This window comes from Nocardia veterana NBRC 100344 (assembly GCF_000308855.1).
GTDB lineage: Bacteria > Actinomycetota > Actinomycetes > Mycobacteriales > Mycobacteriaceae > Nocardia > Nocardia veterana.
Genome location: NZ_BAGM01000025.1, coordinates 1 through 22,040, shown reverse-complemented (window position 1 = coordinate 22,040; position 22,040 = coordinate 1). Strand labels below are relative to the sequence as shown.

Here is a 22,040-nt window from a genome sequence, read left to right as displayed (position 1 = left end):
CTCGACCCCTCACCTCGCAGTCCAGTAAGCTCCGCGGCAGTACGCGGCCCACCGAACGACCAGGAGTTTGTTACTGATGGTGATGAGTCCCGGCACCATCGTCGGTGGGTATCGGATCGTTCGCGTGCTGGGCGCCGGCGGTATGGGAACGGTCTATCTCGCCAAACATCCCAGCCTGCCGCGAATGGACGCCATCAAGGTGCTGAGCGGCGAACTGTCCGCGAACGCCGAATTCCGCGGCCGCTTCGAACGCGAGGCCAATCTCGCCGCCGGCCTGGATCATCCGAATATCGTCTCGGTCTACAACCGCGGTGAAGAACACGGCCAGTTGTGGATCGCCATGCAGTACGTCGACGGCACCGATGCCTCGGCCGAATTGGCGCGCGACCCCCATGCGATGACGCCGCTGCGCGCGCTGCGCATCGTCACCGAAGTCGGCAAGGGCCTCGACTACGCGCATCGGCGCGGCCTGCTGCATCGCGACATCAAACCGGCCAACTTCCTGCTGTCCGCGCGCGAGGGCGACGACGAAGAACGCGTCCTGCTCACCGATTTCGGTGTCGCAAAGTCCACCGACGACGCCACCGAGCTCACCCAAACCGGCAGCTTCGTCGCCACCATCGCCTACGCCCCGCCCGAACAGCTGCAGGGCATGCCGGTGGACAGCCGCGCCGACATCTACAGCCTCGGCTGCGCCCTGTACAAGCTGATCACCGGTCAAAACCCTTATCCCGCAACACAACCGGCGATGGTCATGATGGGGCACCTGTACGAGCCGCCGCCCCGCGCAACCGCCGTGAACTCCGGCCTCCCGCCGGCAATCGATCACGTCTTCGCCCGCGCTCTCGCCAAGAACCCCGCCGACCGCTTCGCCAGCTGCCGCGAGCTCACCGACGCCGCCGCCAACGCCCTCACCCCCGGCCACAACCCCATCCGCACCACCACCTCCCCCACCTACCCCATCCAGGTCTTCGACCCCCGGCCTCCGACCGACCCCCGAACCCAGCTCCCCCACCAAACCCAGTCCGGCATCCAGACCCGACCAAGCCATCCCTCCGACACGAACCTCTCCCAACTCCTCGAACCGAAACCCAAGAGCCGCAAGCCATTACTGCTCGGCGGAGTGGGAGCGATCGTCGCCATCGCGTTGGCCGCCGGCATCGGAATCTGGGCCACGCAGGGAAGTTCGGGCGGAACGGGGGCGCCGACAACCTCGGCGTCCGCGGCAACCTCGACCTCAGCCGCCCCGTTCACGTCGGTTGCCCAAGCGAGAGAGGCGAATCCAGCCTTCGCGGGTAAAACTATCACGATCGTCGACGTCACGAATGACGACAAGTTAGCGATTTACCTCGACGGAACACCGCAAGCGAAGTTCCTCGAGGAATTGGGATTCGTATACAACCTCAATTATCCGAAAAAGGGTGACGAACCCTCACCACGGCCGATTTCGGATACCGACTACGACGCGTTCAAGTTCAGCGACGACAGTTTCGTTCTGGCTGTTCGTAGCGATAAGAATGCCGGCGGCGGCGGGCTACTCGGACTGCCATATCAGCTGTCGAATTCCCGTGCCACCGTAGTTCCTCTGGACGACCCAGCAGCTGTCGCCGCGTTGCGTAATTGGGGCTCCAATTCGGACACAGTCATGCTGACCAAACTCGTACCACTACTGCACGACCGGGTGAGGTGACCGGCCACACCGCTGTGCAGGTCCACGCTATCGGAAACGGGCTCGTGCCGATATGATCACGCGAATATTAGGGGAGGGCTTTGCGAAAGACAACTCTGCTCGTACCGGCACTGACCGCATTCTTAGGCATTACGGTCGCATGCAGTACCAATTCAGCCGATTCTCCGGCGGCCGCTCCTTCACCACAAATCGATGTCCGTTTGCTCGATACCGGCAGTTTCAACACCACCCCCGGAAAAGTGGGGAGCCCGAACCCGACACGCGCCAGAATAGTGGAAGGCCAGCGGCTGGCGAGTATAGCTCCCCTTGCGATGGAAATCGATCCCCTGTTCAGGTACCAGACAGGCCACGAAGATAACAGCACCTACGCATGGATCGATCCTGGAATAGCCGGCATCCGCTCGGATCATTTCGAGGAGGATGCGAAGGGTTTTACCGTCGGATTCTATACCTGGGGAAGATCCGAATACGATTCACGCATCGCTCAAAGTATCGCGTACTCGGTTCTGCTCTTCACCGACGAGAGCTCTGCCTCGCAGGCGGCACGAGCGCTCTATGAAAGAGAACAGGACGTACAAAAACATCTACAATTCGCTGGCGATACATTCCCCCGCGGTCCCGTAGTAGTCGACGGCCATCCCGATATCTTGGCCTGGACCACTTACGACGGAGGGCTCGAGTCGTTCAAGGCCGCCGGGAGGTTCGTTATCCACGCGAGGATTTCGGACCGACTCGGAAACAGCCTCCACAACATCGAACTCAGCAAGCTGATCGCGCTGACCACGAAGACCATGACTGTGGTCAGCACGCAGATGCAGAATTTCACGCCGACGCCGTCCGATAAGCTCGAGTCGATACCGGTAGACCACGAGGATATCCTCGGTCGGACATTGCGGCGCTCACCGACCGATAACTGGACAGATGCGCCGGGATTCTACGACCGGCACGGCGCCCTGCATCTTTCGCGGGATCCCGACAATGACGCGAAGCTCTTCGCCGAGGCCGGGATGGACTGGATGGCTTACAACGGAGCAAGACTCTATCGGGCCAAGGACGCGGCGTCTGCCCAAAAGATATTAGACGCACATTCCGCGTTGGGAAAAGTATACCGCTTGATCGATCCACCGAAGAATCTTCCGATAGCGCGATGCTACGAGTACCGCGCCGATGAGTACGCGAGATTTCGCTATCAATGTTTCGTTAGGTACAACAATTACGTGGCCGAGATCTCGTCCGCTCAGCTCATAGATATCCAGCAGAGGACTTCCGCCCAGTACGCCATACTGGAGAATTCCAAGTAGAACCGGGCATTCTGAGGAACCGAGGTCTATGGTGAGAAATAAGAACTTACGAACTCTTTTGTCGATCGCGTTTCTGCTCATAACTACCGGGTGCGGAGCAATCGAGCCTGGATTACCCACAGCGGGAGAAATCGATGTCCGCCACCTCGATACCGGGCAGTACCCGATCGAACCCATCGATACATACAAGGAATACGGACATTCGTACAACAACGGTGCTGAGCTGGCTGCGATGCGACTGGCCGATAACATGGCCACCGGGCTGGATATCGACCCGAAGCTCAAATTCGGAACAAGCGCTGAATCGATTGTTCCAGAACTCGACGACCCTGCGATTGCGGTTGACACCTTATCATTGATACTAGCCAGAGACAGCGCCGCGGCAGCTATTCGAAACCATATGCTGTACGGCTTCTCCTCCGGCAGCAGTGACCACGAACCCGACCGCACAGGTAAGACGCTGTCCGCAGCGACCATGCTCACCCTCGTCGTCATGCAATTTCCCTCGAAAGAATCAGCGTCCCGTGCAGCGACGGAAATCGAGCAAGCGGACTTCGATGCAGCCAGGGAAACGAATCGACCGATTACTCTCGATAAGTACCCGGAGGCCCACTCGCATTGGCAGCCCGGAATTTCCAGCCTCGGTTCTTTCCTAGCCCACGGGAATTATGTGGTGGCGCTGTTCGGAAAGCTGCCCGAAGGAGGAGCCCCAGAACTTGCGTCGTTCGCAGAGAAGGCTTATGACAAGCAGGTGCCGAGGCTGGACAAGCTCGAGCCAGTAACGCCGGAGGATGTAGTGAAGTCCAGCCCTCCCGATGACGGCATGGTCAGGCGAATAATAAACCCCGACAAGTCCTACTCTTTTTACAAGGATTCTCTGGCGACCTTTGGATTACAGGGATTCCTGCACTTTCAATCGGACCGTGCTGCAGCTGAAAAACTATTCGCTACGATTCATATAGATCGGTTCGCTCTATCGACTGCTTACCTCACGATTTCAACAAACTATGATAGAACAGCAAATACGCAAGCATTTGCCGGTAAAGAAATAGCAAAGAATGTCAACGGCGGCGCCATACTGTACCGAAGTCCGGATGTCGCCTCTGCACGCGACGCATGGGAAAAATTGCTACAGCAACCCGACGCTCAAATGCAGCCTCGGAATCTACCCGATTCGAAATGCGCCAAGCTACCGGAGGACGGCTACTACCGGCAATTTTCTTGCGCCATCCGATATCGCCAGTACGTCGCTGTCGTGTGGGGTCGGCAATTGGACGATGCGCAGCAGCGTGCGTCGGCCCAGTATGCTCTCTTGGCGAACAGTCAGGGTATGTGAGGACTTCGATTCAACACCATAGATATGGTCTTCGAATACACGAAAGTGGCGGGGTCGAGCATGACCCCGCCACTTTCTGGCTGTTATTCGACGCGTTCTCGATCAGAGGAACGCTTTAGCAGCAAGCGCGTCGGCCTCTCGCATGTGGTCACTGCCGGCGGAGACAGCCACACCGAGCTTGGCCAGCTTCTCGACCAGATCGTTCGAAGCGCCTCGCCACTTGTTCTGAATTTCCTGGAAGGCGACGGTACCCTGACCATCGGTCCAGTTTTCCTGGATGAACACCTGGAACATCTTCTCGAATTCTTCGAGCTCGTGCGTGATATTCGAAGCGTCCTGGCTCAGGCCGCCACCGACCTCACTGATAGCGTCGAAGTTGTATGAAAGCAGTCCGAAATCACTCATTGTGTGAAACCTCTCCGTACGGTTATAGGCTCATGTACTGCGCGTAGCGCCCGCTCACATCTTGAGCTGCGGGACCTCGACCATATCGGTAGCGTGGATACGCTTATAGTTTTCGAGCTCGCTGTCGGAGAACTGCGCGGCGACCGTCTTGATCTTCTGCGCATTCTCGTTCAGCTGGTCGTTGAGAGCCCTAGCGGAACGCAGAAACTCCTCCATGGCGTTCTTGAACGCCGTACTCGAATGCCCCTGGTAGTCCGTGGGGCTGAGCGCTTCTGCCCTCTTCCAGGCTGCATCGATCAACTGACCGATGGCCGTGTGCTTCTGTTCCATTCTCCCACCGAAGGCGGTTACTTCCTCCGGCTTCGCCGAAAAACCCATTTCTACTCCCTGAGCGTTGGTAAGTCGCTGCCCCTAGGCAGCCCGGTGGACTGGTCCCTACATCTTGATTGGACGCGTGGCCTTCGTCATCGGTTCCATCGTTCCCTCGAACTTCCGAGCGACCGCAAGGGAGGACAGCCAGCAACCGCAGGACGTGCTCACACGTGGACTCGTTTGCGCCCCACCTCCCCCTTCTCATCCCCGGCGACTACTCGTGCCCGCAACCAGTGGTCCACAACCTTCGCGGAGCCGATCCGGCCTCCCCCGAAAGCCCAGCCCCGCACAAGGACCCGGAGCCCCTTCGCGTCGCCGCTTCCACGGCGTTCCAACCATGAGCGTGCCATCTTCACCGGGTAAGCGCCAGCGACTTGCGAGATTCGACCCAAATCTTTCGGCGTGGCGTGCGCCACAACAGCCAGCCGGAGACATTACTGCTCCGGGCTCCAGGACAACTGGATCAGACTCGGGCCTTGGCGCGAGACGAATGTGCCTCGTCCCGGCGGCATCTCGCTCGGTCGGACGTTTCCGATCAGGTTGCCCTCATCGCGGCTGCCGCTCATCACCAACGCGTACGTGCCCACGTCCTTCATCCGGGAGATCACCGGTTCGAACATTGCACGCGACGCGCCGCCGGTCCTGCGCGCGATGATGAGGTGGAAGCCGACATCCTTGGCATGCGGGATGTACTCAACCAGTACGTTGAGCGGATTGCCGCTCTGCGTGACGACGAGATCGTAGTCGTCGATCAGGACGTACAGTTCAGGGCCGCTCCACCATGATCGTTGGCGCAATTCCTGCTGAGTAATGTTCGGCCCGGGCATGCGTTGGCGCAAGATTTCGGCGACCTGTTGCATCATCCCGGTGAGCATCTGGCTGGATGGCGCGTAGCCCGCCAGATGGTCGGTTTCCACCAATCCGAGCATCGTCCGGCGGTAGTCACCGATCACCAGCTTCGCCTGAGACGGTTCGTTCGACGCGACCAGGTTCTGGACGATGTTGCGCAGCAGGTTCGTCTTTCCACATTCCGTGTCGCCGAAGATGATGAAGTGTGGCAGTTCGGCGAAGTTGAGGAAGACCGGCGCCAATTCCGCCTCGTTGAGACCGACCGGGACGGACAAGTTGGGCACGGACGGATCGAGACCGGCGGGCCAGCCGCCCATTCCGTGCAGCAGCTCGTCCCGGCGCAGTAGTTCGGGCAGCATTCGCACCGCGGGGGCCGGGTGGCCGGGCGTCGAGGCCGCCAGACGCTGTACGGCGTCCGCGACGCCGGCGCCCAGGCTCTCCGGGCTCGAATCTCCGTCCACCCGAGGCAGAGCCGTCAGCATGTGCAACGCATCGGGCGTCATGCCGCGGCCTGGGCGTCCCTGCGGAACCAGGGCGGCGACCTTGCGACCGAGGTCGGAATCCATGGGATCGCCCAAGCGGAGTTCGATACGGGTGCCGATCTGATCCTTCAACGCTGGTCGAGCTTCACGCCAGGCATTCAGAGCGATCACGACGTGCACGCCATAGGAAAGACCCTGCGTCGCAAGGTTCATGATCGGCTGTTCCAGGGCGTCGAAGTCCTGGCGGATGGAGCCGAAGCCGTCGACGACCAGGAAGACGTCGCCGAAGGGGTCCTCGTGGGCACCGGCGGCGGCCTGGCTGCTCGACGGGTCCGTGCCGCGCAGGCGCCGGAACTCCGCCATCGATTCGATTCCGAGTTGGCGGAACCGCATTTCGCGCTGGCGCACGATGGTGGTCATTTCGGAGATGGTGCGGCGGACCTTGTCGACGTCCAGGCGGCCGGCGACCGAACCGACGTGCGGCAGGCCCTCCAGGCCCGCCAGGGTGCCGCCACCGAAGTCCAGACAGTAGAACTGGACCTGTTCGGCGGTGTGGGTGAGCGCCATACCCATGATCAGTGAGCGCAGCGCGGTGGACTTACCGGACTGCGGGCCGCCGACCACGGCGACATTGCCTCGCGCACCGGACAGATCGACCACCAGGTGGTCGCGCCGCTGGTCGTACGGCCGGTCGACGATGCCGATGGCCGTCCGCAAACTCGCCATCGGGCTGTATTCGCCCGTGAGAATCGAACGCGGGATGAGCTGGTCGAGGGTCGGCGCCTCGTCCAGCGGTGGCAGCCAGATCGCGTGGGCGGTGCGGCCGTGGCCCTGGATCCGGGAGACCATCATGCCGAGGTTGGAGATCTTCTCCGTGCCCTCGTCCGGTTGGGCCTCTTCGACCAGGCTCGGTTCCGGCGGCAGCGGAATCCGGTCGCTACTGCGGAACGGGACGTGTCCCGCGACGAAGGGCCGCGCGTTGATGTCGATTTCGCCGCCGACGATGCCGGCCTGCGTCACCTCGCGCTGAGCGCCACCGCCGACGTAGGGGCCGGAGACGTAGGCGGCCTGGAAGCGCTGGATCTCCCCCGAATCCGACTTCAGGTATCCGCCGCCGGGGCTGTTCGGCAGGTTGTAGGCGTCCGGTACGCCGAGCACCTGACGGGACTCGTTGGCGGAGAAGGTCTTCAGGCCGATGCGATAGGACAGATGCGCTTCCAGGCCCTTCAGCTTGCCCTCTTCCAGGCGCTGCGAGGCCAGCAGCAGATGCACGTGCAGCGACCGGCCCAATCGGCCGATCATGACGAACAGTTCCGCGAAATCCGGGTGCTGACTGAGCAGTTCGGAGAACTCGTCGAGCACGACGAACAGTGCGGGCAACGGGTCCAGATCGGCACCCGCGGCGCGCGCCTTCTCGTATTCGGAGACGTTGGCGAAGTTGCCGGCCTGCCGCAACACCTCCTGCCGGCGGTTCATCTCGCCGGCCAGCGCGTCCTTCATACGATCGACGAGGTCGGCCTCCTCCTCCAGGTTGGTGATCACGGCCGCGACGTGCGGCACACCCTCCAGCCCGAGGAAGGTCGCACCACCCTTGAAGTCGACCAGCACCAGATTCAGCTGGTCCGGCGAGTGCGTCGCCAGCAGCGAAAGCACCAGGGTGCGAAGGAATTCCGACTTACCGGAACCGGTGGCGCCGATGCACAGGCCGTGCGGGCCCATGCCGCCCTCGGCGGCCTCCTTGATATCGAGGTATACCGGCAGGCCGTCGGCACCGACACCGAACGGAACTCGCAGCCGGTCGCGTCCGTAGCGCGGCTTCCACCCGTTCTCCGGGTTGAAGGTGCCGATATCGCCCAGACCCATCAACTGAGCCCACGAATTGATGACCTCGGCATTCTCCTCGACGACGACCTCACCGCCACGCTGCACGGGGGCGACCCGGAACGGCGCGAGGCGGCGGGCCACCTGTTCGGCCTGGCGGGCGCTGATGCGGTCGATGAGAGCGAAGCGCTCCATATTGCCGGTGGCGCCGCGACCGACACATTCGCCGTTTTCGACCACCATCTGGATGCCTCGCGAAACCGCGAGCCGCGGTGCGTAACTGCACAGATCGATGATGGTCACGCCCTCGTAGCCGGATTCCCGCAGCGAATCCTCCTCGGCTTCGAGCAGGCCACCGTCGACGATGATGACGATGTGCACCAGATTCTGGTTGGCCGGCTGATTGCGGGAATAGCGAACCCGGTTGTGCAGCAACGGATTCAAGCCCTCGGCGAGTTCCCGGATCGAACCGTAGACCATGCGCTCGGTGCCGACGCCGTCCTGGGAATCCGGATGCTGGGTGTGCGGCAGCCATTTGGTCCATTCCCATTCACGGGCGGTGTCGGCACCACAGACGACGGCGACCAGGACCTGATCCGGCGCCTGAAACATGCACAGCTGCAACAACATTGCGCGGGTCATGTCCCGCGCCTGCGCCCGATCGCCGTTGAGCTGGATGGTGGCGAAACCCTTGACCGCGATCGCGGTCGGCAGATCCGGCACGGTCGAATGCGTGCGAACGAATCGCCGCAGTGACACCGCGGCGATCGGCTCCAACTCCTCGACCGGTCCGGTCTCCGGCGACACCAACCGGGTGGCCAGGCGCTGACCGCCCAGACCGATCCGCGCGTGACAGAAGTCCTTGTCCCCCGGGCGGCGTTCCCACATCCGGCTGGTACCGGCCAACATCCAGACCAGCCCGGGCTCCGGATGACTCCACTCCACCGCCGCCCGCTGCTGCGCCGCGGTTTCGTCGACGTCCTTGCGCACCTGGTCGAGATAGCGCAGATAATCCTTACGGTCCTCGTTGGCCTCGGCGGCCTTCTGACCCTTGCCCCCCTGGCCGGCGAACATGCCGACCATCGAGAAGACCATCATCATCGGGAACATCATGGTCATCGGGTTGGAGGCGATACCCCCACCGCGAGTGAACATGATGGCCATCATTCCGACCATGCCGACGACCATCACGACGGGCATCAGCTTGCCCAGCAAACTACCCGGAATCGCCCGTGGGATCTCGGGCGGCGGCTGCAGTGTGACTTCGCCGCCCGGCGACCGCGGAACCTCCCGGCGCGCACGCCGCTGGAACCTGACTGTGCTCATCGACGGAAGATCCCCCTTCGGCGGCTGTACTGCGGACTCAGTGTAGAGGCAGCGGCCGACATGTCGTACAGTTCGACCAGCATTCTGCACGGACCGGCCGCGCGACCGCAAACCGGAGCGCATGCTGAAACACCAGGTAGAGACGGAGTTGGGGGAAGCGTGACGCACGCGCGACTGGACCACATCGACGAGGATTCGAGCCGCGGTATCGTTCGTGCGCCCGATCTGGCGCGGGTGACGATTCTGGCCAAGCACACTCAGGTCGACATGGCCATTCCGGTCGACGTGCCGGTCGCCCTTGTCATTCCGAGTGTGGTCGACATGGTGGCGCAGCACAGTCGCACCAACGATTTCGACGACAGCGGTGAGCAGTTCCAACCCGCCGAGTGGGTGCTCGCGCGAATCGGCCAGCCGCCCTTCTCGAATTCGTTGAGCCTGGGGGAACAGGGCGTCCGCGACGGCGAGCTGCTCATGCTCGAAAGCGCCGACCACGTGGCGCCGACGCCGCTGTTCGACGACATCATGTACAACGTCGCGATCGCCGACGCCGATCACTTCCGCAGCTGGTCACCGCAGGTCGCGCGGATCACGGGATCGGTCGTCGCGGTCCTGACCATGCTCGCCGGGTGCACCGGCCTGCTGGCCGCGCCGGATGCCATGGCGGGCTGGATCACCGGCTCGATCGCGGCCTTCCTGACCATTCTGCTGGTGGTCGCCGGCACCGTGATGAGCCGGATGTACGGCGATACCGGATCGGCGCTGATCCTCGGCGGATGCGCCCTCCCCAGCGCTTTCGCCGCCGGCATGCTGATCGTGCCGGACCACTACGGCTGGGCGAACCTGCTGCTCGGCTCGGTACTCGTCGGCGCGACCGCACTGCTGGCCTGGCGCGTCAGCGGGGTCGGGCTGGCCCTGTTCATCGGCGCCACAACGCTTTCCGTCTTCGCGATCCCCGCCGCGCTCGTCGGACTGCTCACCGCGCAACCGGTGAAGGCGATCGGCGGAGTGGCCGCCGCGCTGGCCCTCGGCGCGCTGTCGCTCGCACCGCGCGTCTCGATGCTGCTCGCGAAATTGCCGCTGCCGCCGGTACCTTCGCCCGGCACTCCGATCGATCCGACCGAGGACGATCCCGACGATCACCGCGCACTGCCCACGATGGACGTGCTGCGCACGAAAGCCGAACGGGCGCGGCTTTATCTGGCCGGCCTGGTCGGCGCGACGGCGCTGGTCACCGCCGTCGGTGCGCTCGCGGCGACCGATCCGACCGCGGACAGCCCATTCTGGCCGGGCATCGCGCTGGCCCTGGTGTGCGCGGTGGTGCTGATGTTCCGCAGCCGCACCTACGTCAGTGCGGAACTGGCGGTGGTGCTCATCGCCGGCGGGGCCGCCATCCTGCTGATCATGATGGTCGGTGCGGCCTTCGTGGTCGAACAGCCGCTCGCCGTCTTCGGTGCGGCGATGGTGATGCTGGTCGGCGCGCTGATCCTCGGCACCGTCGTGCCGAATCAGTCGGCGACCCCGCCGATGCGCCGGGCCGTCGAGCTGCTGGAATACGGGTTCGTGGCGGCGGTGCTGCCGCTGGTGTTCTGGGTGGCCGACCTGTACACGCTCGTCCGTTCGCTCTGAGCCGCACATGAAGCCGAAAATGTTCGGGCGCAGTGCGATTCGCCTCGCCGCTGCCGTCGCGGTGCTGGGGCTCAGCGCCACGACGGGCCTCGGCGCGGCCGTGGCGGACAAACCTGTCGTCAATCCGGGCGCGTTGCCCGCGGGCGGTAATCCGGCGCCACCCGACCCCACCGAACAACCGCCGAATTCTCCCTGCGCCAGCACCGCCACCGGCGGCGACGGGCCTACCGTTCCGACCGCGCAGCGGAGTCTGGAGCTGGACAAGGCCTGGCAGTTCTCCCGCGGCGCAGGTCAATTGATCGCGGTCATCGACACCGGTGTCATGCGGCACCCTCGGCTCCCCGGCCTCATTCCCGGCGGCGACTACGTTTACACCGGCGACGGCACCGACGACTGCGATGCGCACGGCACCTTCGTCGCCGGCATCATCGCGGCCAGACAGATTCCGGGACAGGGTTTTTCGGGTGTCGCGCCCGACGCTCAGATCCTGAGCATTCGGCAGACCTCGAGCTACTTCCAGAAGAAGGGCGCCGGACGCGACAAGGGCCCCGACGCGATGCCCGAGGGCTACGGCACCACCCATACGCTCGCCCAAGCGGTCCGCCGTGCGGCCGATATGGGCGCCTCCGTCATCAACATGTCCGAGGTGGCGTGCCAGGCCGGGCCGATTCCGGACGAGGATCTCGGCGCCGCAGTGCATTACGCCGCCGTCGAGAAGAACGTCGTCGTGGTCACCGCAGCCGGTAACAACGACAAGTGCAAGGGCACCAATCCGGTGATCGATCCGCTCGATCCGAGCGCGGATCCGTGGAGCAAGGTCAATATGAACGTCTCCCCGGCGCGCTGGGACGACTATGTTCTGTCCGTCGGATCGATCGACGACAACGGCCAGCCCTCGAAGTTCACCGTGCCCGGCCCGTGGGTCGGCGTCGCCGCGCCCGGCGAGAATCTGACTTCGCTCGATCCCCATTGGGACGACCCCCGCAGTAAGGGCACCGCCGTCGGCAAGGTCGATCAGCAGAACAAGACCGAACCGGTCTCCGGGACCAGTTTCGCCGCACCGTATGTGGCCGGCGTCGCCGCGCTCGTACGTGCCCGCTTTCCGGAGCTGAGCGCGCTCGACGTCGTCAAGCGCATCGAGGCCACGGCGCACGCGCCCGCCGAGGGCTGGAATCCCTATGTCGGTTACGGCGCGGTCGATCCGGTGGCCGCACTGACCGCGCAGGTACCGAATTCGTTGCCGCCCAAGCGGCCCGCTGCGGCGAAGAGCTGGCAGCTGCCGGTTCCGACCACTCCTCCGGCTCCCGATCACACCTCGCGAAACGTGGCGTTGATCGGTACCGGCGTCATCGCGATACTCGCCGTCCTCGGTTATCTCGCCTCGTTCCCGCTGCGTCGCTATTTCGGCGAGCGCGGAGACCGATGAGACTCACCGAGGCCCGTCGAAGCGCCAGCGGGTGGCACCGCCCGGTTCGACGGTGGCCAGGGCCGTCGCGGTGCGTGGCGCGATCCGGTAGACGTGCCACGGCGGCGGACCGGCCGAGGGAGCGCTGAAGTCGGCGGTGAGGGCGGTACCGGAGTCGTCCACCCGGCAGGGCCAGCCCTCGGCCGCCCACCGCGCGGCCAGCTGGGCGACCGTGGCCCGGTCGGTGACGCGTTCGGCGGTACCCCGGACGCTCAGATCGAAGGTGTCCAGCGCGACGCTGAGCGTGCAGCGTGGATCTCGGGAAAGGTTGCGCGCCTTGCGGGTTCGGGGACCGGTTTCGAACCAGAACGCGCCGTCCACCCAGAGCGCACCCACCGCCGTCACCTGTGGACTGCCGTCGGGGTCGATCGTCGCCAGCCAGCAGGTGTGCCGGTCGGGACCACCACTGCCGGGCGCCTGTGGGAATCCGGCGTTCAACCCGTCCACGACGGCGGACCACTCGAGCGGGTCGAGCTCGTACAGTTCGGCGAGGTTGGTTGTCTGCATACCGTTCATACTCGTGACGACGACGCGGGCCGCTCGGATTCATCGGCGATGACACGGCGCTTTCGCCCGAAATCGGCGATATGCCCAGGTCCGCAGCGGGTAATCCGCCCAAGATCGACACAGCGCGCCCGCCCATGACTCAGTATTTCCGGCAGCGGAGGACGAACGGACACCACCTCCGCCGATCGTCACCCGAGGGGCAGGAACAGCTATGGCAGTCGCCGGCAGGCAACGACTCACTCCCGATCAGCGCAATTCCTTCATCGCAGCCCAGCTGGGCTGGACGATGGATGCCTTCGACTTCTTCCTGGTGGTCTTCGTCTACGCCGATATCGCGGCCACCTTCGACATGCCGAAATCCGACGTCGCGTTCATCACCACGGCGACGTTGATCATGCGGCCGGTGGGTGCGCTGCTGTTCGGGCTGTGGGCCGATCGGGTGGGCCGGCGGATTCCGCTGATGGTCGACGTCGCGTTCTATTCGGTGGTCGGATTCCTGTGCGCGTTCGCACCGAATTTCACTGTGCTGCTGATACTTCGGCTGCTCTACGGCATCGGGATGGGCGGCGAATGGGGTCTGGGCGCGGCACTGGCGATGGAGAAGATTCCGCCCGAGCGGCGCGGCTTCTTTTCCGGTCTGCTGCAGGAGGGCTACTCGTTCGGCTACCTCCTGGCCTCGCTGGCGTCGCTGCTGGTGATGAACTGGTTCGGCCTGTCGTGGCGCTGGCTGTTCGCGCTGTCGGTGATTCCGGCGCTGATCATCCTGGTCATCCGGACCCGGGTGGGCGAGTCCGAGGCCTGGGAGCACAGCCGCGAACGGATGCGGATCACGCAGACATCACTGCGCGATGTGGTGCTGAATCCGGTGGTGATTCGCCGGTTCGCCTACCTGGTCCTGTTGATGACGGCATTCAACTGGATGAGCCACGGTACCCAGGACGTGTACCCGACCTTCCTGTCTGCGGTCGAGAACGGTGGCGCGGGACTGTCCTCGGCGACCGCGAAATGGATTGCGGTGGTGTACAACGTCGGCGCCATCATCGGCGGGCTGGTGTTCGGCAGTCTGTCGCAGAAGTACGGCCGCCGGTACACGATCATCTTCTGCGCGTTGCTGGGGCTGCCGATCGTCCCGCTGTTCGCCTACTCCACCACCGCGGCCATGCTGTGCCTGGGCTCGTTCCTGATGCAGCTGGTCGTACAGGGTGCATGGGGTGTGATTCCGGCGCATCTGACCGAACTGTCCCCCGATTCGATTCGCGGCTTCTATCCGGGGGTGACGTATCAGCTCGGCAATCTGCTGGCCTCGCTGAATCTGCCCATTCAGGAGCGGGTGGCCGAAAGCCACGGCTACCCGTTCGCATTGGCCGTCACGATCGTTCCGGTTCTGATCGCTGTGGCAGTGCTGACCCTGATCGGCAAGGAGGCCAAGGGGATTCGCTTCGGGACGAGCGAGAGCGCGCTTCCGGAGACACCCGCGAGACAGTAGGACCGCCCGGTCGCCGCTGCATGCGGCGACCGGAACGCACTAGTTCTGCGGTTGCTGGGCCGACTGATCCTGTTTGGAACGCACCAACTGCTTCGCCGGATTCGGATCCGGGGCCACGCCGTCGTGCGCCACCATGGCCTCCTGCCGGCCCAGCGTCGGGCCGGCCGCCAGCAGGCCGACGATCTGATCCGGGGCGCGTTCCGGCTTGGCCTTGTCCGCGTCCATGCCCAGCGCCTTCTGCGCGTCGGCGTCCTTGATGCCGTAGCGCACACCGGTATCTGCGATGAAGAACATGCTGTCCCGACGCTGGCTGTCGACTTCGATCCCGGTGGTCTGCACGAAGAATCCCGAGCCGGGCGTGGAGTAGAAGGCGTCCACATTCGGGCCGGAACCGTCGGCCTGGGCCAGCGGGGTGGGTTGCGCGCTGTCCGGGATCGGCAACGAATGCCCGGTCAGCACAGCCAATTCCGCGCGCTTACTGCCGTCTGCCTTGTCCGCCGCGCCGGACAGCGGCTTCCACGACATGCACGCCACCGGCTGGTCCTTCGAATCGACGATGGCCGGCGCGGTCTTCGGATACTGCTGCACCGGAAGATCGTTCGACGGCGGCGCCTGCGTGCTGTCGTACTGGCTGATCTCGGGGTTCTCCGACGCCGTGGGGTTGGAGTTGCGGATGATGTCGGCCGTCAGCGGCGAGATGGGCTGCAAACCGTCGTGCAGCACCACGTAGTACTGATCCTTGGTCTCGACATGCACCACATCGCCGATGCGGTGGTTGTTCAACGAGTACGGCGGAGTGCCACCGGGATCGATGATCTTCGGTGGCGTGATCGGCAGGACTTCGGGCACTGAGTTCAACAGACCCGCACTGATCGGACGCGGCGTCATCCCGCGAATCTTCAGCGCCTCCGTCACCTTCGGATCGTTCATGTCGACCCGGGCACGCTGATTGTCGTAGATCAGATAGGCGGCATCACGGCCCTGCACCAGCAGCGCCTTACCCGAATCCAGCTTGGTAGCTTTGGCGCCGAGCGACGGATCCCCGGCGATGACCGTGCTGGTCAGGTCGCGGCTACCGTCGTTCTTCAACTCGTCGCAGATCGACCACGCGCGCCCGTTGCCGCTGCTGTCGAAATTCAGCGACGACGGCGCGCCCGGGATGCCGATCAGTGCCCCGCGCGGCTTCTTCGCCAGTTCGGATTCCTTGATGGACACCGCTTTCGCGGGCTCGCCCACCGCCAGCCGGGCCGACGCCAGATTCAGCGCGGGATGAACGACACCGTCGATGACCGCGTAGACGGCACCGGAGTCCTTGCCCAGCAGAATCTTGTTGTCACCGATCGAGCCCTGGGGGCGCAGCAGGGCGAGCACGCCGCAGCCGGCCAGCGCGACGACACCCAGCACCAGGCCGGCGGCATAGGCGCGCGACTGCGAACGCATCGGATCGTGCAACATCCGCACGTCCCGGCGCACCAGGGCATGCTCCATCCGCCGGACCAGAAAGCGATAACCGCTCACCTGCCAGCGCGTAGTGGGTTTTGAAGGCATGAGTCCTCCCCCGAACAGTGCTCGCGTTCGCCCAACACAGTACAGTTCAGCAGGACTGAAGTTCAGCTCGGCCATCGAAGAATCGGCCGACACCGGGTACATGGGGGACGACGATGGCCGTATCCAGCGGGACCGACAGCCGCCCGCTCCTCGGACGAATCTCGCTACCGAACCTGCTGGCCGCGCAGCTGTTCGGTCTGGTGGTCGGGCTCGTCGTACTGGCGGTGGGTGTTCCCGGTTGGTATGCCCTCGGCGCGGCCGTCGTGGCGGCGCTGCTCCTTCTGATTCCGATCGGCAAACGGACCGTCGCCTCCTGGATCGCCACCGTGTGGCGCTATCTGACTCGCCAGGAATACGACCTCGGCGACACCGTCGACTTCCGGGGGCCGGACGGGCGTTCCCTCGGGCTGTACTGGGAGGGCAGCCGCGTGGTCGCGGTGGTCGAGGTGCTGCCGCCCAAGGGCGGATTGACGCGGATCGACCGCAATACCGTGCATGCCTCGCATCTGCTGCCGCTGCCCGAGCTGGCCCAGTGCCTGAGCCAGCACGACATTCTGCTGTCCGGAATCGACATCATCAGCCACGGGCACCGCAGCCGCTCGGGCACACCCGCCGGGCCGATCTACGAATCGCTGCTCGGCCCGCTTCCCGCGACCGCCCACCGAACCGTTTGGCTCGCAATCAGTTTCGACGCCCTCGCCTGTCCGGAGGCGGCGGCGCGGCGCGGCGGCGGCGCCGAGGGCGCCGGCCGAGCGGTCACCATCGCCACCCAGCGCATCGTGCGCGCGCTCGAGGACGCCGACTGCGCCTCGCGCGTACTGACCGCGCCCGAGATCCGCAAGGCGGTCTGGCAGATCACCGCCGGTGTCGATCCCCGCGCGCTGACCCATCGCTGGCGATACGCCGAACTCGGCAACAGCGTCAACATCGGCGCGGCGGTCGATCCGAAACAGCTGGGCTCGGATCTGCTGGCGCAGCTGTGGGTCGCGCCCTCGCGGGGCACCACGGTGGCGGTCCGACTGCGGCCGGGCAGTTCCCCCGAGACGGTGAACATCGGTGCGGCGTGGCGGCTGACGGCCCGGGAACTGCCGGAGAAGACCAAGCGCCCCGGCATGGTGTCGATGAGCGGGCGGCATCGCCAGAGCCTGCTCGCCCATCTGCCGATCGCGATTCCGGGAGTGGACGACACCGTCCCGATGAGCCAGTACCCGATCGATGTCATCGGAGTCCTGCATCTGCCGTCCTCCGGCTGCGGTCAGCTCATCGGCTCCGACGAGGAGGGCAACGGCGTCGCGGTTCGCCTTGTCGGACAGGGCATTTCGACCGTGTACGTCGCGGGTGAGCTGTATCTGGCGCAGCAGCTGGTGTTCCGAGCGCTGGCGGTGGGGGAACGCATTCTGGTCCGCACCGACCGCCCGCACGCCTGGGAGCAGCTGGCCACGACGATCGGCAACCCGGAGCGGCTCACCCTCGCGGTGGAAGCTCACCAGAGCGATGCCGGCTTCACCGCCGCGGTGGTCGACGGTGTGCTCGCACCCGCCCCGCACGCCGGCGTGACGACGATCTACGTGACCGGCGATCCGATGGGCTGGCCCGCCACCAAACCGGATCTGTCGATTCACCAGCCGGGAGCCGTCGGCAATCACGTGGTGCTGCGCACCGGTACCACCCAGGTGGATCTGACCCTGGTCTCGATTCCGCGGGAAACCACGTACATCGGTCAGCCACGGGGCGGTCGCCCGGCGCCACAGCAGGATCCGCGGCAGCGAATCCCCCAGCCACACCGGTAGTTCCGGGGCCCGGTCAGCCGGGGTACGGATCGGTGGCGCGCGCGGCCCGCAAATGCCGTGCCCACCACGCCCACTGGCGTAACAAGCGGTGCGCGGCGTCGACGGCCGCGCCGTCGGCGGTATTGCCGTCCGCGTCGAACTTGCGTTTGGCCTCGTGGAAACTCACGGTCTCGCGAATCGACACCATATGGATTTCCGCCACCACCTGCCGCAGTTGCTCGACGGCCCGCAGCCCGCCGGACAACCCGCCGTACCCGACGAATCCGATGGGTTTGGCCCGCCACTCGCGTTTGGCACTGTCGAGTGCCGTCTTCAGCGACGCGGGATAGCCGTGGTTGTACTCGGAGGTGACCGCCACGAAACCGTCCGCGGCCCCGATCCGCTCCCGGAAGGCCTCGACCTGCGGGGTGGTGGTGAGGTCGGTGGGCAGCGGGGTGTACGCCAGATCGATGACGCCGACCTCGATCCCGGGCGCCGAGCGGGCCGTCCGCAGGAACCAGTCCGCGACCACCGGCGCGAACCGCTCCGGCCGCACACTGGCGACGATGACCTCGAGCCGCAGCGGATCGTCCATGCGATCAGCCTAGTTCGCCCCCTGTCGACGCGCCGCCCGCCTCCGCGCGACCCCGGCCGAGGCCCGGGCTACCCTGTCGGCCCGGGCGAAAAACCATCGGGCACGATAGTCGTTCGCCGCGGCAGCAGCCGTGGCCGGCAGCAGCGAGCCGGCGGCACCGCGGACCGATCAGGAGGGGGCGTTTTCGTGATTCTCGGGCACTGGCTGCTGATCGAGACACTGGACGTTCCCGCCACCTGGTCCGTGCTCGCCGTCGACACGTCGCCCCGGCGGTGGAAGTCGTTGGCGCGCACCGTGCCCGCCCGCCTCATGCCGATTCTCACCGCGGCCGCCGCCGGCGGTGAGACGGTCGAACGGCAGCTGCCGAAATCGCGGCACGCCTGGTCCGGGCACCACGCCTGTGCGATCCCCCGGCGCGGCCCGGACGAGCGGGTGCACGCGGTGCAGATGTGGGTGGGTCCCGGCGAACCCCCGCCACCGCCGCCGGTCGGGACACATCTGTTCGATGCTCGGACCCGGCGCACCGAGGTGCGTTCGGCCGGCCTGGGCCGTGCCTTCGACCGCCGGCGCAGTGTGTGGACCGGCGCCGAGTCGTTCGAACACGTCGAACGATTCGACGATGCCCTGGATCTGGTGGCGGTGGTGACCCGGGCCGCACCCGGATCGCGCTGGTGCGGGGAGATCTGCGTACGCACGCCGGAAGGCCTGCGCACCTTGATGATGGCCACCCGCAACTCGGCGGACGATCCGCAGCTGTGGCGCGGCGTCCTGGCCGATATCACCGACAGTGTGCCGCCGCAGCCGAAGTCCTTCGAGGCCGCGACGGTCGACACCCTGGTCAACCGGAATCCGGGGATGTACCTCGCGGTCCTGGACACCGAGCGGGTGCGGGTCATCCGCTGGATCAGCCCGCCCGTGCCCGGGCTGGATTGGACCGGCGATACCGACGAGCGCACCCTGCCGCACCCGGGCGACCGCGAGCGGATCATCGAGGCGCGCCGGGCCATCCGGGCCGGAGCGGCCTCGTGGTCGCTGCCGGGACTGCGCCTGGCCGATATCGCGGGCGGGTGGCTCACGGTCGATGTCGAGGTCTCACCGCTGCCCTACGGGGCGGACGGGGCGGGCCCTCCGCATTTCGCCCTGGCGCGGATCGACCTGCGCCGAACCGAAAACCCTGATGCGTCAGGGTAATTCGAAGGGCAGCGCCACGCCGGCGTGGACCGTGCAGTGTGCGCAGGTCTCCGTACCGTCGACAGCGGCGACCGCACCACGCACCAAGGCCTTGAACGGCACCAGGTTGCGCTCGAATTCCGCGAAAACCGCGGCGGCACTGACGCCTTCGCCGGCCTCCAGACCGGCATCCAGGTCGGTCACCAAAGCTATAGCGGCGTAGCACATTTCGAGTTCCCGGGCGAGCACGGCCTCCGGATATCCGGTCATGTTCACCAGTTCCCAGCCCTGTCCGGCGAACCAGCGGCTCTCGGCCCGGGTCGAGAAGCGGGGCCCCTGCACCACGACCATGGTCGCGGTGGAGCGCATCGGTAGTTCCGGCACCGCCGAGGCGATCGCCGCGGCCCGCAGGTCCGCGCAGTACGGGTCGGCGAAGGAGACGTGGATACCGCCGTTGTCGAAGTAGGTCTGCGCCCGCCCGGAGGTGCGGTCCACCAACTGGTCGGGCACCGCCACCGTGCCCGGCCCCCAGTCGGCCCGCAGACTGCCCACCGCACACGGCGCCAAGATCCGCCGCACGCCGATCGACCGCAGCGCCCACATATTGGCCTGGTAGGGCACGGTGTGCGGGGAGTACTCGTGCTTGCGCCCGTGCCGCGGCAGGAAGGCCACCTGACGGCCCTCGACCTCACCGACCGTGATCGGCGCGCTCGGCACACCGTAGGGCGTCTCGACCTCGAGGGTGGTCGCGTCGTCGCCGAAGAAATCGTAGAAGCCGCTGCCGCCGATGATGGCCAGCGCGGGGCGGGGAACCGAACTCATACCCAGATTCTCGCGTACGTGGTCGCGACCGGCGCCATCGCCTCGGACCGGGACCGGCTACCCTGACAACATCGAGCGAATACTGTACCCTAGGGGGGTATTGAAGGACAGGGCGGGAGCGAGGACATGCCGGTGACCGACGACCAGATCAACACGGCGGAGAGCGCCGAGGCGGCCGCCGCGCCCCCACACGACCATGCCACGCATGGCTACATCACCGCCAAAGACGACTATCTCAAGCGGTTGCGCCGCATCGAGGGGCAGGCGCGCGGCCTGCAGCGCATGGTCGAAGAGGAAAAGTACTGCATCGATATCCTCACCCAGGTCTCGGCCATGACCAAAGCACTGCAGGCCGTCGCGATGGGGCTGCTCGAGGATCACATCAGCCACTGCGTGGTGGACGCGGCGGTCCAGGGCGGACCGGAGGCCGACGCCAAGATCAAGGAAGCCACCGACGCTATCGCACGGCTGGTTCGCTCCTGACCGCCGGCCGGATCCGGCCCGGATTCAGACGCGCGCGGCCAGGGCCGGAGCCAGTGCGCGCAGCACACCCATGTGATCGTCGTCGGTGACCTGGATGGCAACCTGATCGGCGCCGGCCTTCAGATGCTCGACAAGGGCGTCGGCGATCTGATCGGCGCTGCCGTGCAGGGCCAGCGCGTCGATGAGCCGATCGCTGCCGGGCGGGGTCAGATCCTCGTCACCGAAGCCGAGCCGGCGCAGATTCGCCACGTAATTGCGCAGCCCCAGGTAGAACTCCGTGCGCGGTCGCGCGGTCAGACGAGCCTGAACCGGGTCGGTGTTGAACGCGATCTTGTGCTCGGGGACCAGCAGGGCGTCCGGGCCCAGGATTTCGCGGGCCTGCCGGGTGTGTTCGGCAGTGACCAGGTAGGGCAGCGCGCCGGCGGTGCGGTCGGCAGCCAGTTTCAGGACGCGCGGGCCGAGTGCGGCGAGCGCGAGCTGCCGCTTCGGAACACCGTTGGCATCGAGGACGTCGACGTACTCGACGAGCGCGTCGTAGGGCTTGCGGAAATCGGAATCGTGTTCGGGATGGCCCACGCCGAATCCGAGGATGAATCGGCCCGGGAAGCGTCGATCGATGCGGTGGAAGGATTCGGCCACCTGCTCGGCGGGCGCGGACCAGATGTTCACGATGCTGGTTCCGACCGTCAGCGTCTCGGTCTCCCCGAGCAGGTCCTCCACCGCCGGGAGATCGGCCGGGGGCGATCCGCCCAGCCACAGCGTGCTGTAGCCGAGACTCTCCAGCTCACGCGCCTGTCCCGGCTCGAAACCCGAGTAGTACCGCCAGACGCCGAATTTGCCCAATCCCGTGGTTCGCACACCCTCAGTCATAGTCGTTGCGAACCACATTGCGCTGATGAGTATTCCGGCCCCGGGCGGTTATTACGCACGTGTCGGCGGGGCGTCGACAACAAGGACAAAATCTGGCACTCGCACTATGAGAGTGCT

The 22,040-nt window shown here is 65.4% G+C and carries 17 protein-coding genes; 9 read left to right on the top strand and 8 right to left on the bottom strand.

Annotated elements, in window-relative coordinates:
• The first annotated feature begins 76 nt into the window (after positions 1-76).
• From ON37_RS04415 to ON37_RS32705, 3 genes are all read left to right on the top strand, one after another.
• Positions 77-1,690, top strand: coding sequence for a serine/threonine-protein kinase (locus ON37_RS04415; RefSeq protein ID WP_040716942.1), 1,614 nt, complete (start codon positions 77-79; stop codon positions 1,688-1,690).
• 200 nt (positions 1,691-1,890) lie between these two features.
• On the top strand, positions 1,891-2,991 hold the full coding sequence (locus ON37_RS04410; protein ID WP_157171350.1) for a DUF7373 family lipoprotein: 1,101 nt from the start codon (positions 1,891-1,893) through the stop codon (positions 2,989-2,991).
• Positions 2,992-3,019: 28 nt separating this feature from the next.
• Entirely contained in the window at positions 3,020-4,327 is a 1,308-nt protein-coding gene (locus ON37_RS32705; RefSeq protein WP_157171349.1) for a DUF7373 family lipoprotein, read from the top strand.
• A gap of 102 nt (positions 4,328-4,429) precedes the next feature.
• Here ON37_RS32705 and ON37_RS04405 read toward each other — a convergent pair whose 3' ends face one another.
• The 3 genes from ON37_RS04405 to ON37_RS04395 form a co-directional block, all read right to left on the bottom strand.
• Positions 4,430-4,732, bottom strand: a complete 303-nt coding sequence (locus ON37_RS04405; RefSeq protein ID WP_040716940.1) for a WXG100 family type VII secretion target — start codon at positions 4,730-4,732, stop codon at positions 4,430-4,432.
• Positions 4,733-4,786: 54 nt separating this feature from the next.
• Entirely contained in the window at positions 4,787-5,110 is a 324-nt protein-coding gene (locus ON37_RS04400; protein WP_083892719.1) for a WXG100 family type VII secretion target, read from the bottom strand.
• 428 nt (positions 5,111-5,538) lie between these two features.
• On the bottom strand, positions 5,539-9,582 hold the full coding sequence (locus tag ON37_RS04395; protein WP_040716938.1) for a type VII secretion protein EccC: 4,044 nt from the start codon (positions 9,580-9,582) through the stop codon (positions 5,539-5,541).
• A gap of 159 nt (positions 9,583-9,741) precedes the next feature.
• On the opposite strand from ON37_RS04395, the gene eccD reads away from it, so the two are divergent.
• Positions 9,742-11,208: a type VII secretion integral membrane protein EccD gene (gene eccD, locus ON37_RS04390; protein WP_040716937.1), complete on the top strand. Its 1,467-nt coding sequence runs from the start codon at positions 9,742-9,744 to the stop codon at positions 11,206-11,208.
• A gap of 7 nt (positions 11,209-11,215) precedes the next feature.
• On the top strand, positions 11,216-12,634 hold the full coding sequence (gene mycP, locus ON37_RS04385; protein WP_245553035.1) for a type VII secretion-associated serine protease mycosin: 1,419 nt from the start codon (positions 11,216-11,218) through the stop codon (positions 12,632-12,634).
• 3 nt (positions 12,635-12,637) lie between these two features.
• On the opposite strand, the gene ON37_RS04380 is transcribed toward mycP, so the two are convergent.
• Positions 12,638-13,180: a pyridoxamine 5'-phosphate oxidase family protein gene (locus ON37_RS04380; protein ID WP_040716959.1), complete on the bottom strand. Its 543-nt coding sequence runs from the start codon at positions 13,178-13,180 to the stop codon at positions 12,638-12,640.
• 211 nt (positions 13,181-13,391) lie between these two features.
• On the opposite strand from ON37_RS04380, the gene ON37_RS04375 reads away from it, so the two are divergent.
• Positions 13,392-14,666 carry an MFS transporter gene (locus tag ON37_RS04375; RefSeq protein WP_040716936.1) on the top strand — a complete coding sequence of 425 codons (1,275 nt, stop codon included), beginning with the start codon at positions 13,392-13,394 and terminating at the stop codon, positions 14,664-14,666.
• A gap of 39 nt (positions 14,667-14,705) precedes the next feature.
• Here ON37_RS04375 and eccB read toward each other — a convergent pair whose 3' ends face one another.
• Positions 14,706-16,214, bottom strand: a complete 1,509-nt coding sequence (gene eccB / locus ON37_RS04370) for a type VII secretion protein EccB (protein WP_040716933.1) — start codon at positions 16,212-16,214, stop codon at positions 14,706-14,708.
• Between the two features lie 113 nt (positions 16,215-16,327).
• Here eccB and eccE point away from each other — a divergent pair, with 113 nt between their 5' ends.
• Positions 16,328-18,004: a type VII secretion protein EccE gene (gene eccE, locus ON37_RS04365; protein ID WP_051031194.1), complete on the top strand. Its 1,677-nt coding sequence runs from the start codon at positions 16,328-16,330 to the stop codon at positions 18,002-18,004.
• A gap of 13 nt (positions 18,005-18,017) precedes the next feature.
• Here eccE and ON37_RS04360 read toward each other — a convergent pair whose 3' ends face one another.
• Entirely contained in the window at positions 18,018-18,578 is a 561-nt protein-coding gene (locus tag ON37_RS04360) for an NADPH-dependent FMN reductase (protein ID WP_040716932.1), read from the bottom strand.
• A 186-nt stretch (positions 18,579-18,764) separates the two neighbouring features.
• Between ON37_RS04360 and ON37_RS04355 the strand changes: the two genes are divergently transcribed.
• The gene (locus ON37_RS04355; protein ID WP_040716931.1) at positions 18,765-19,769 is read left to right on the top strand and encodes a GAF domain-containing protein; all 1,005 of its coding nucleotides are present in this window, start codon (positions 18,765-18,767) and stop codon (positions 19,767-19,769) included.
• Here the strand turns inward: ON37_RS04355 and ON37_RS04350 are convergent.
• On the bottom strand, positions 19,761-20,570 hold the full coding sequence (locus tag ON37_RS04350; protein WP_040716930.1) for an S-methyl-5'-thioadenosine phosphorylase: 810 nt from the start codon (positions 20,568-20,570) through the stop codon (positions 19,761-19,763). The two genes, ON37_RS04355 and ON37_RS04350, sit on opposite strands and share 9 nt — an antisense overlap.
• Positions 20,571-20,696: 126 nt before the next feature.
• On the opposite strand from ON37_RS04350, the gene ON37_RS04345 reads away from it, so the two are divergent.
• Entirely contained in the window at positions 20,697-21,053 is a 357-nt protein-coding gene (locus ON37_RS04345) for a metal-sensitive transcriptional regulator (RefSeq protein ID WP_210742494.1), read from the top strand.
• A gap of 24 nt (positions 21,054-21,077) precedes the next feature.
• Here the strand turns inward: ON37_RS04345 and ON37_RS04340 are convergent, their stop codons facing one another.
• Positions 21,078-21,923: an LLM class F420-dependent oxidoreductase gene (locus ON37_RS04340; RefSeq protein ID WP_040716928.1), complete on the bottom strand. Its 846-nt coding sequence runs from the start codon at positions 21,921-21,923 to the stop codon at positions 21,078-21,080.
• Positions 21,924-22,040 lie beyond the last annotated feature (117 nt).

Excerpts from the sequence above, each read along its gene's own strand:
- mycP (WP_245553035.1), top strand. The coding sequence starts at position 11,216 with ATGAAGCCGAAAATGTTCGGGCGCAGTGCGATTCGCCTCGCCGCTGCC.
- ON37_RS04405 (WP_040716940.1), bottom strand. The coding sequence starts at position 4,732 with ATGAGTGATTTCGGACTGCTTTCATACAACTTCGACGCTATCAGTGAG.
- eccE (WP_051031194.1), top strand. The coding sequence starts at position 16,328 with ATGGCCGTATCCAGCGGGACCGACAGCCGCCCGCTCCTCGGACGAATC.
- ON37_RS04380 (WP_040716959.1), bottom strand. The coding sequence starts at position 13,180 with ATGCAGACAACCAACCTCGCCGAACTGTACGAGCTCGACCCGCTCGAG.
- ON37_RS32705 (WP_157171349.1), top strand. The coding sequence starts at position 3,020 with ATGGTGAGAAATAAGAACTTACGAACTCTTTTGTCGATCGCGTTTCTG.
- eccB (WP_040716933.1), bottom strand. The coding sequence starts at position 16,214 with ATGCCTTCAAAACCCACTACGCGCTGGCAGGTGAGCGGTTATCGCTTT.
- ON37_RS04340 (WP_040716928.1), bottom strand. The coding sequence starts at position 21,923 with ATGACTGAGGGTGTGCGAACCACGGGATTGGGCAAATTCGGCGTCTGG.
- ON37_RS04360 (WP_040716932.1), bottom strand. The coding sequence starts at position 18,578 with ATGGACGATCCGCTGCGGCTCGAGGTCATCGTCGCCAGTGTGCGGCCG.
- ON37_RS04350 (WP_040716930.1), bottom strand. The coding sequence starts at position 20,570 with ATGAGTTCGGTTCCCCGCCCCGCGCTGGCCATCATCGGCGGCAGCGGC.
- ON37_RS04375 (WP_040716936.1), top strand. The coding sequence starts at position 13,392 with ATGGCAGTCGCCGGCAGGCAACGACTCACTCCCGATCAGCGCAATTCC.
- ON37_RS04345 (WP_210742494.1), top strand. The coding sequence starts at position 20,697 with ATGCCGGTGACCGACGACCAGATCAACACGGCGGAGAGCGCCGAGGCG.
- ON37_RS04400 (WP_083892719.1), bottom strand. The coding sequence starts at position 5,110 with ATGGGTTTTTCGGCGAAGCCGGAGGAAGTAACCGCCTTCGGTGGGAGA.
- ON37_RS04395 (WP_040716938.1), bottom strand. The coding sequence starts at position 9,582 with ATGAGCACAGTCAGGTTCCAGCGGCGTGCGCGCCGGGAGGTTCCGCGG.
- ON37_RS04415 (WP_040716942.1), top strand. The coding sequence starts at position 77 with ATGGTGATGAGTCCCGGCACCATCGTCGGTGGGTATCGGATCGTTCGC.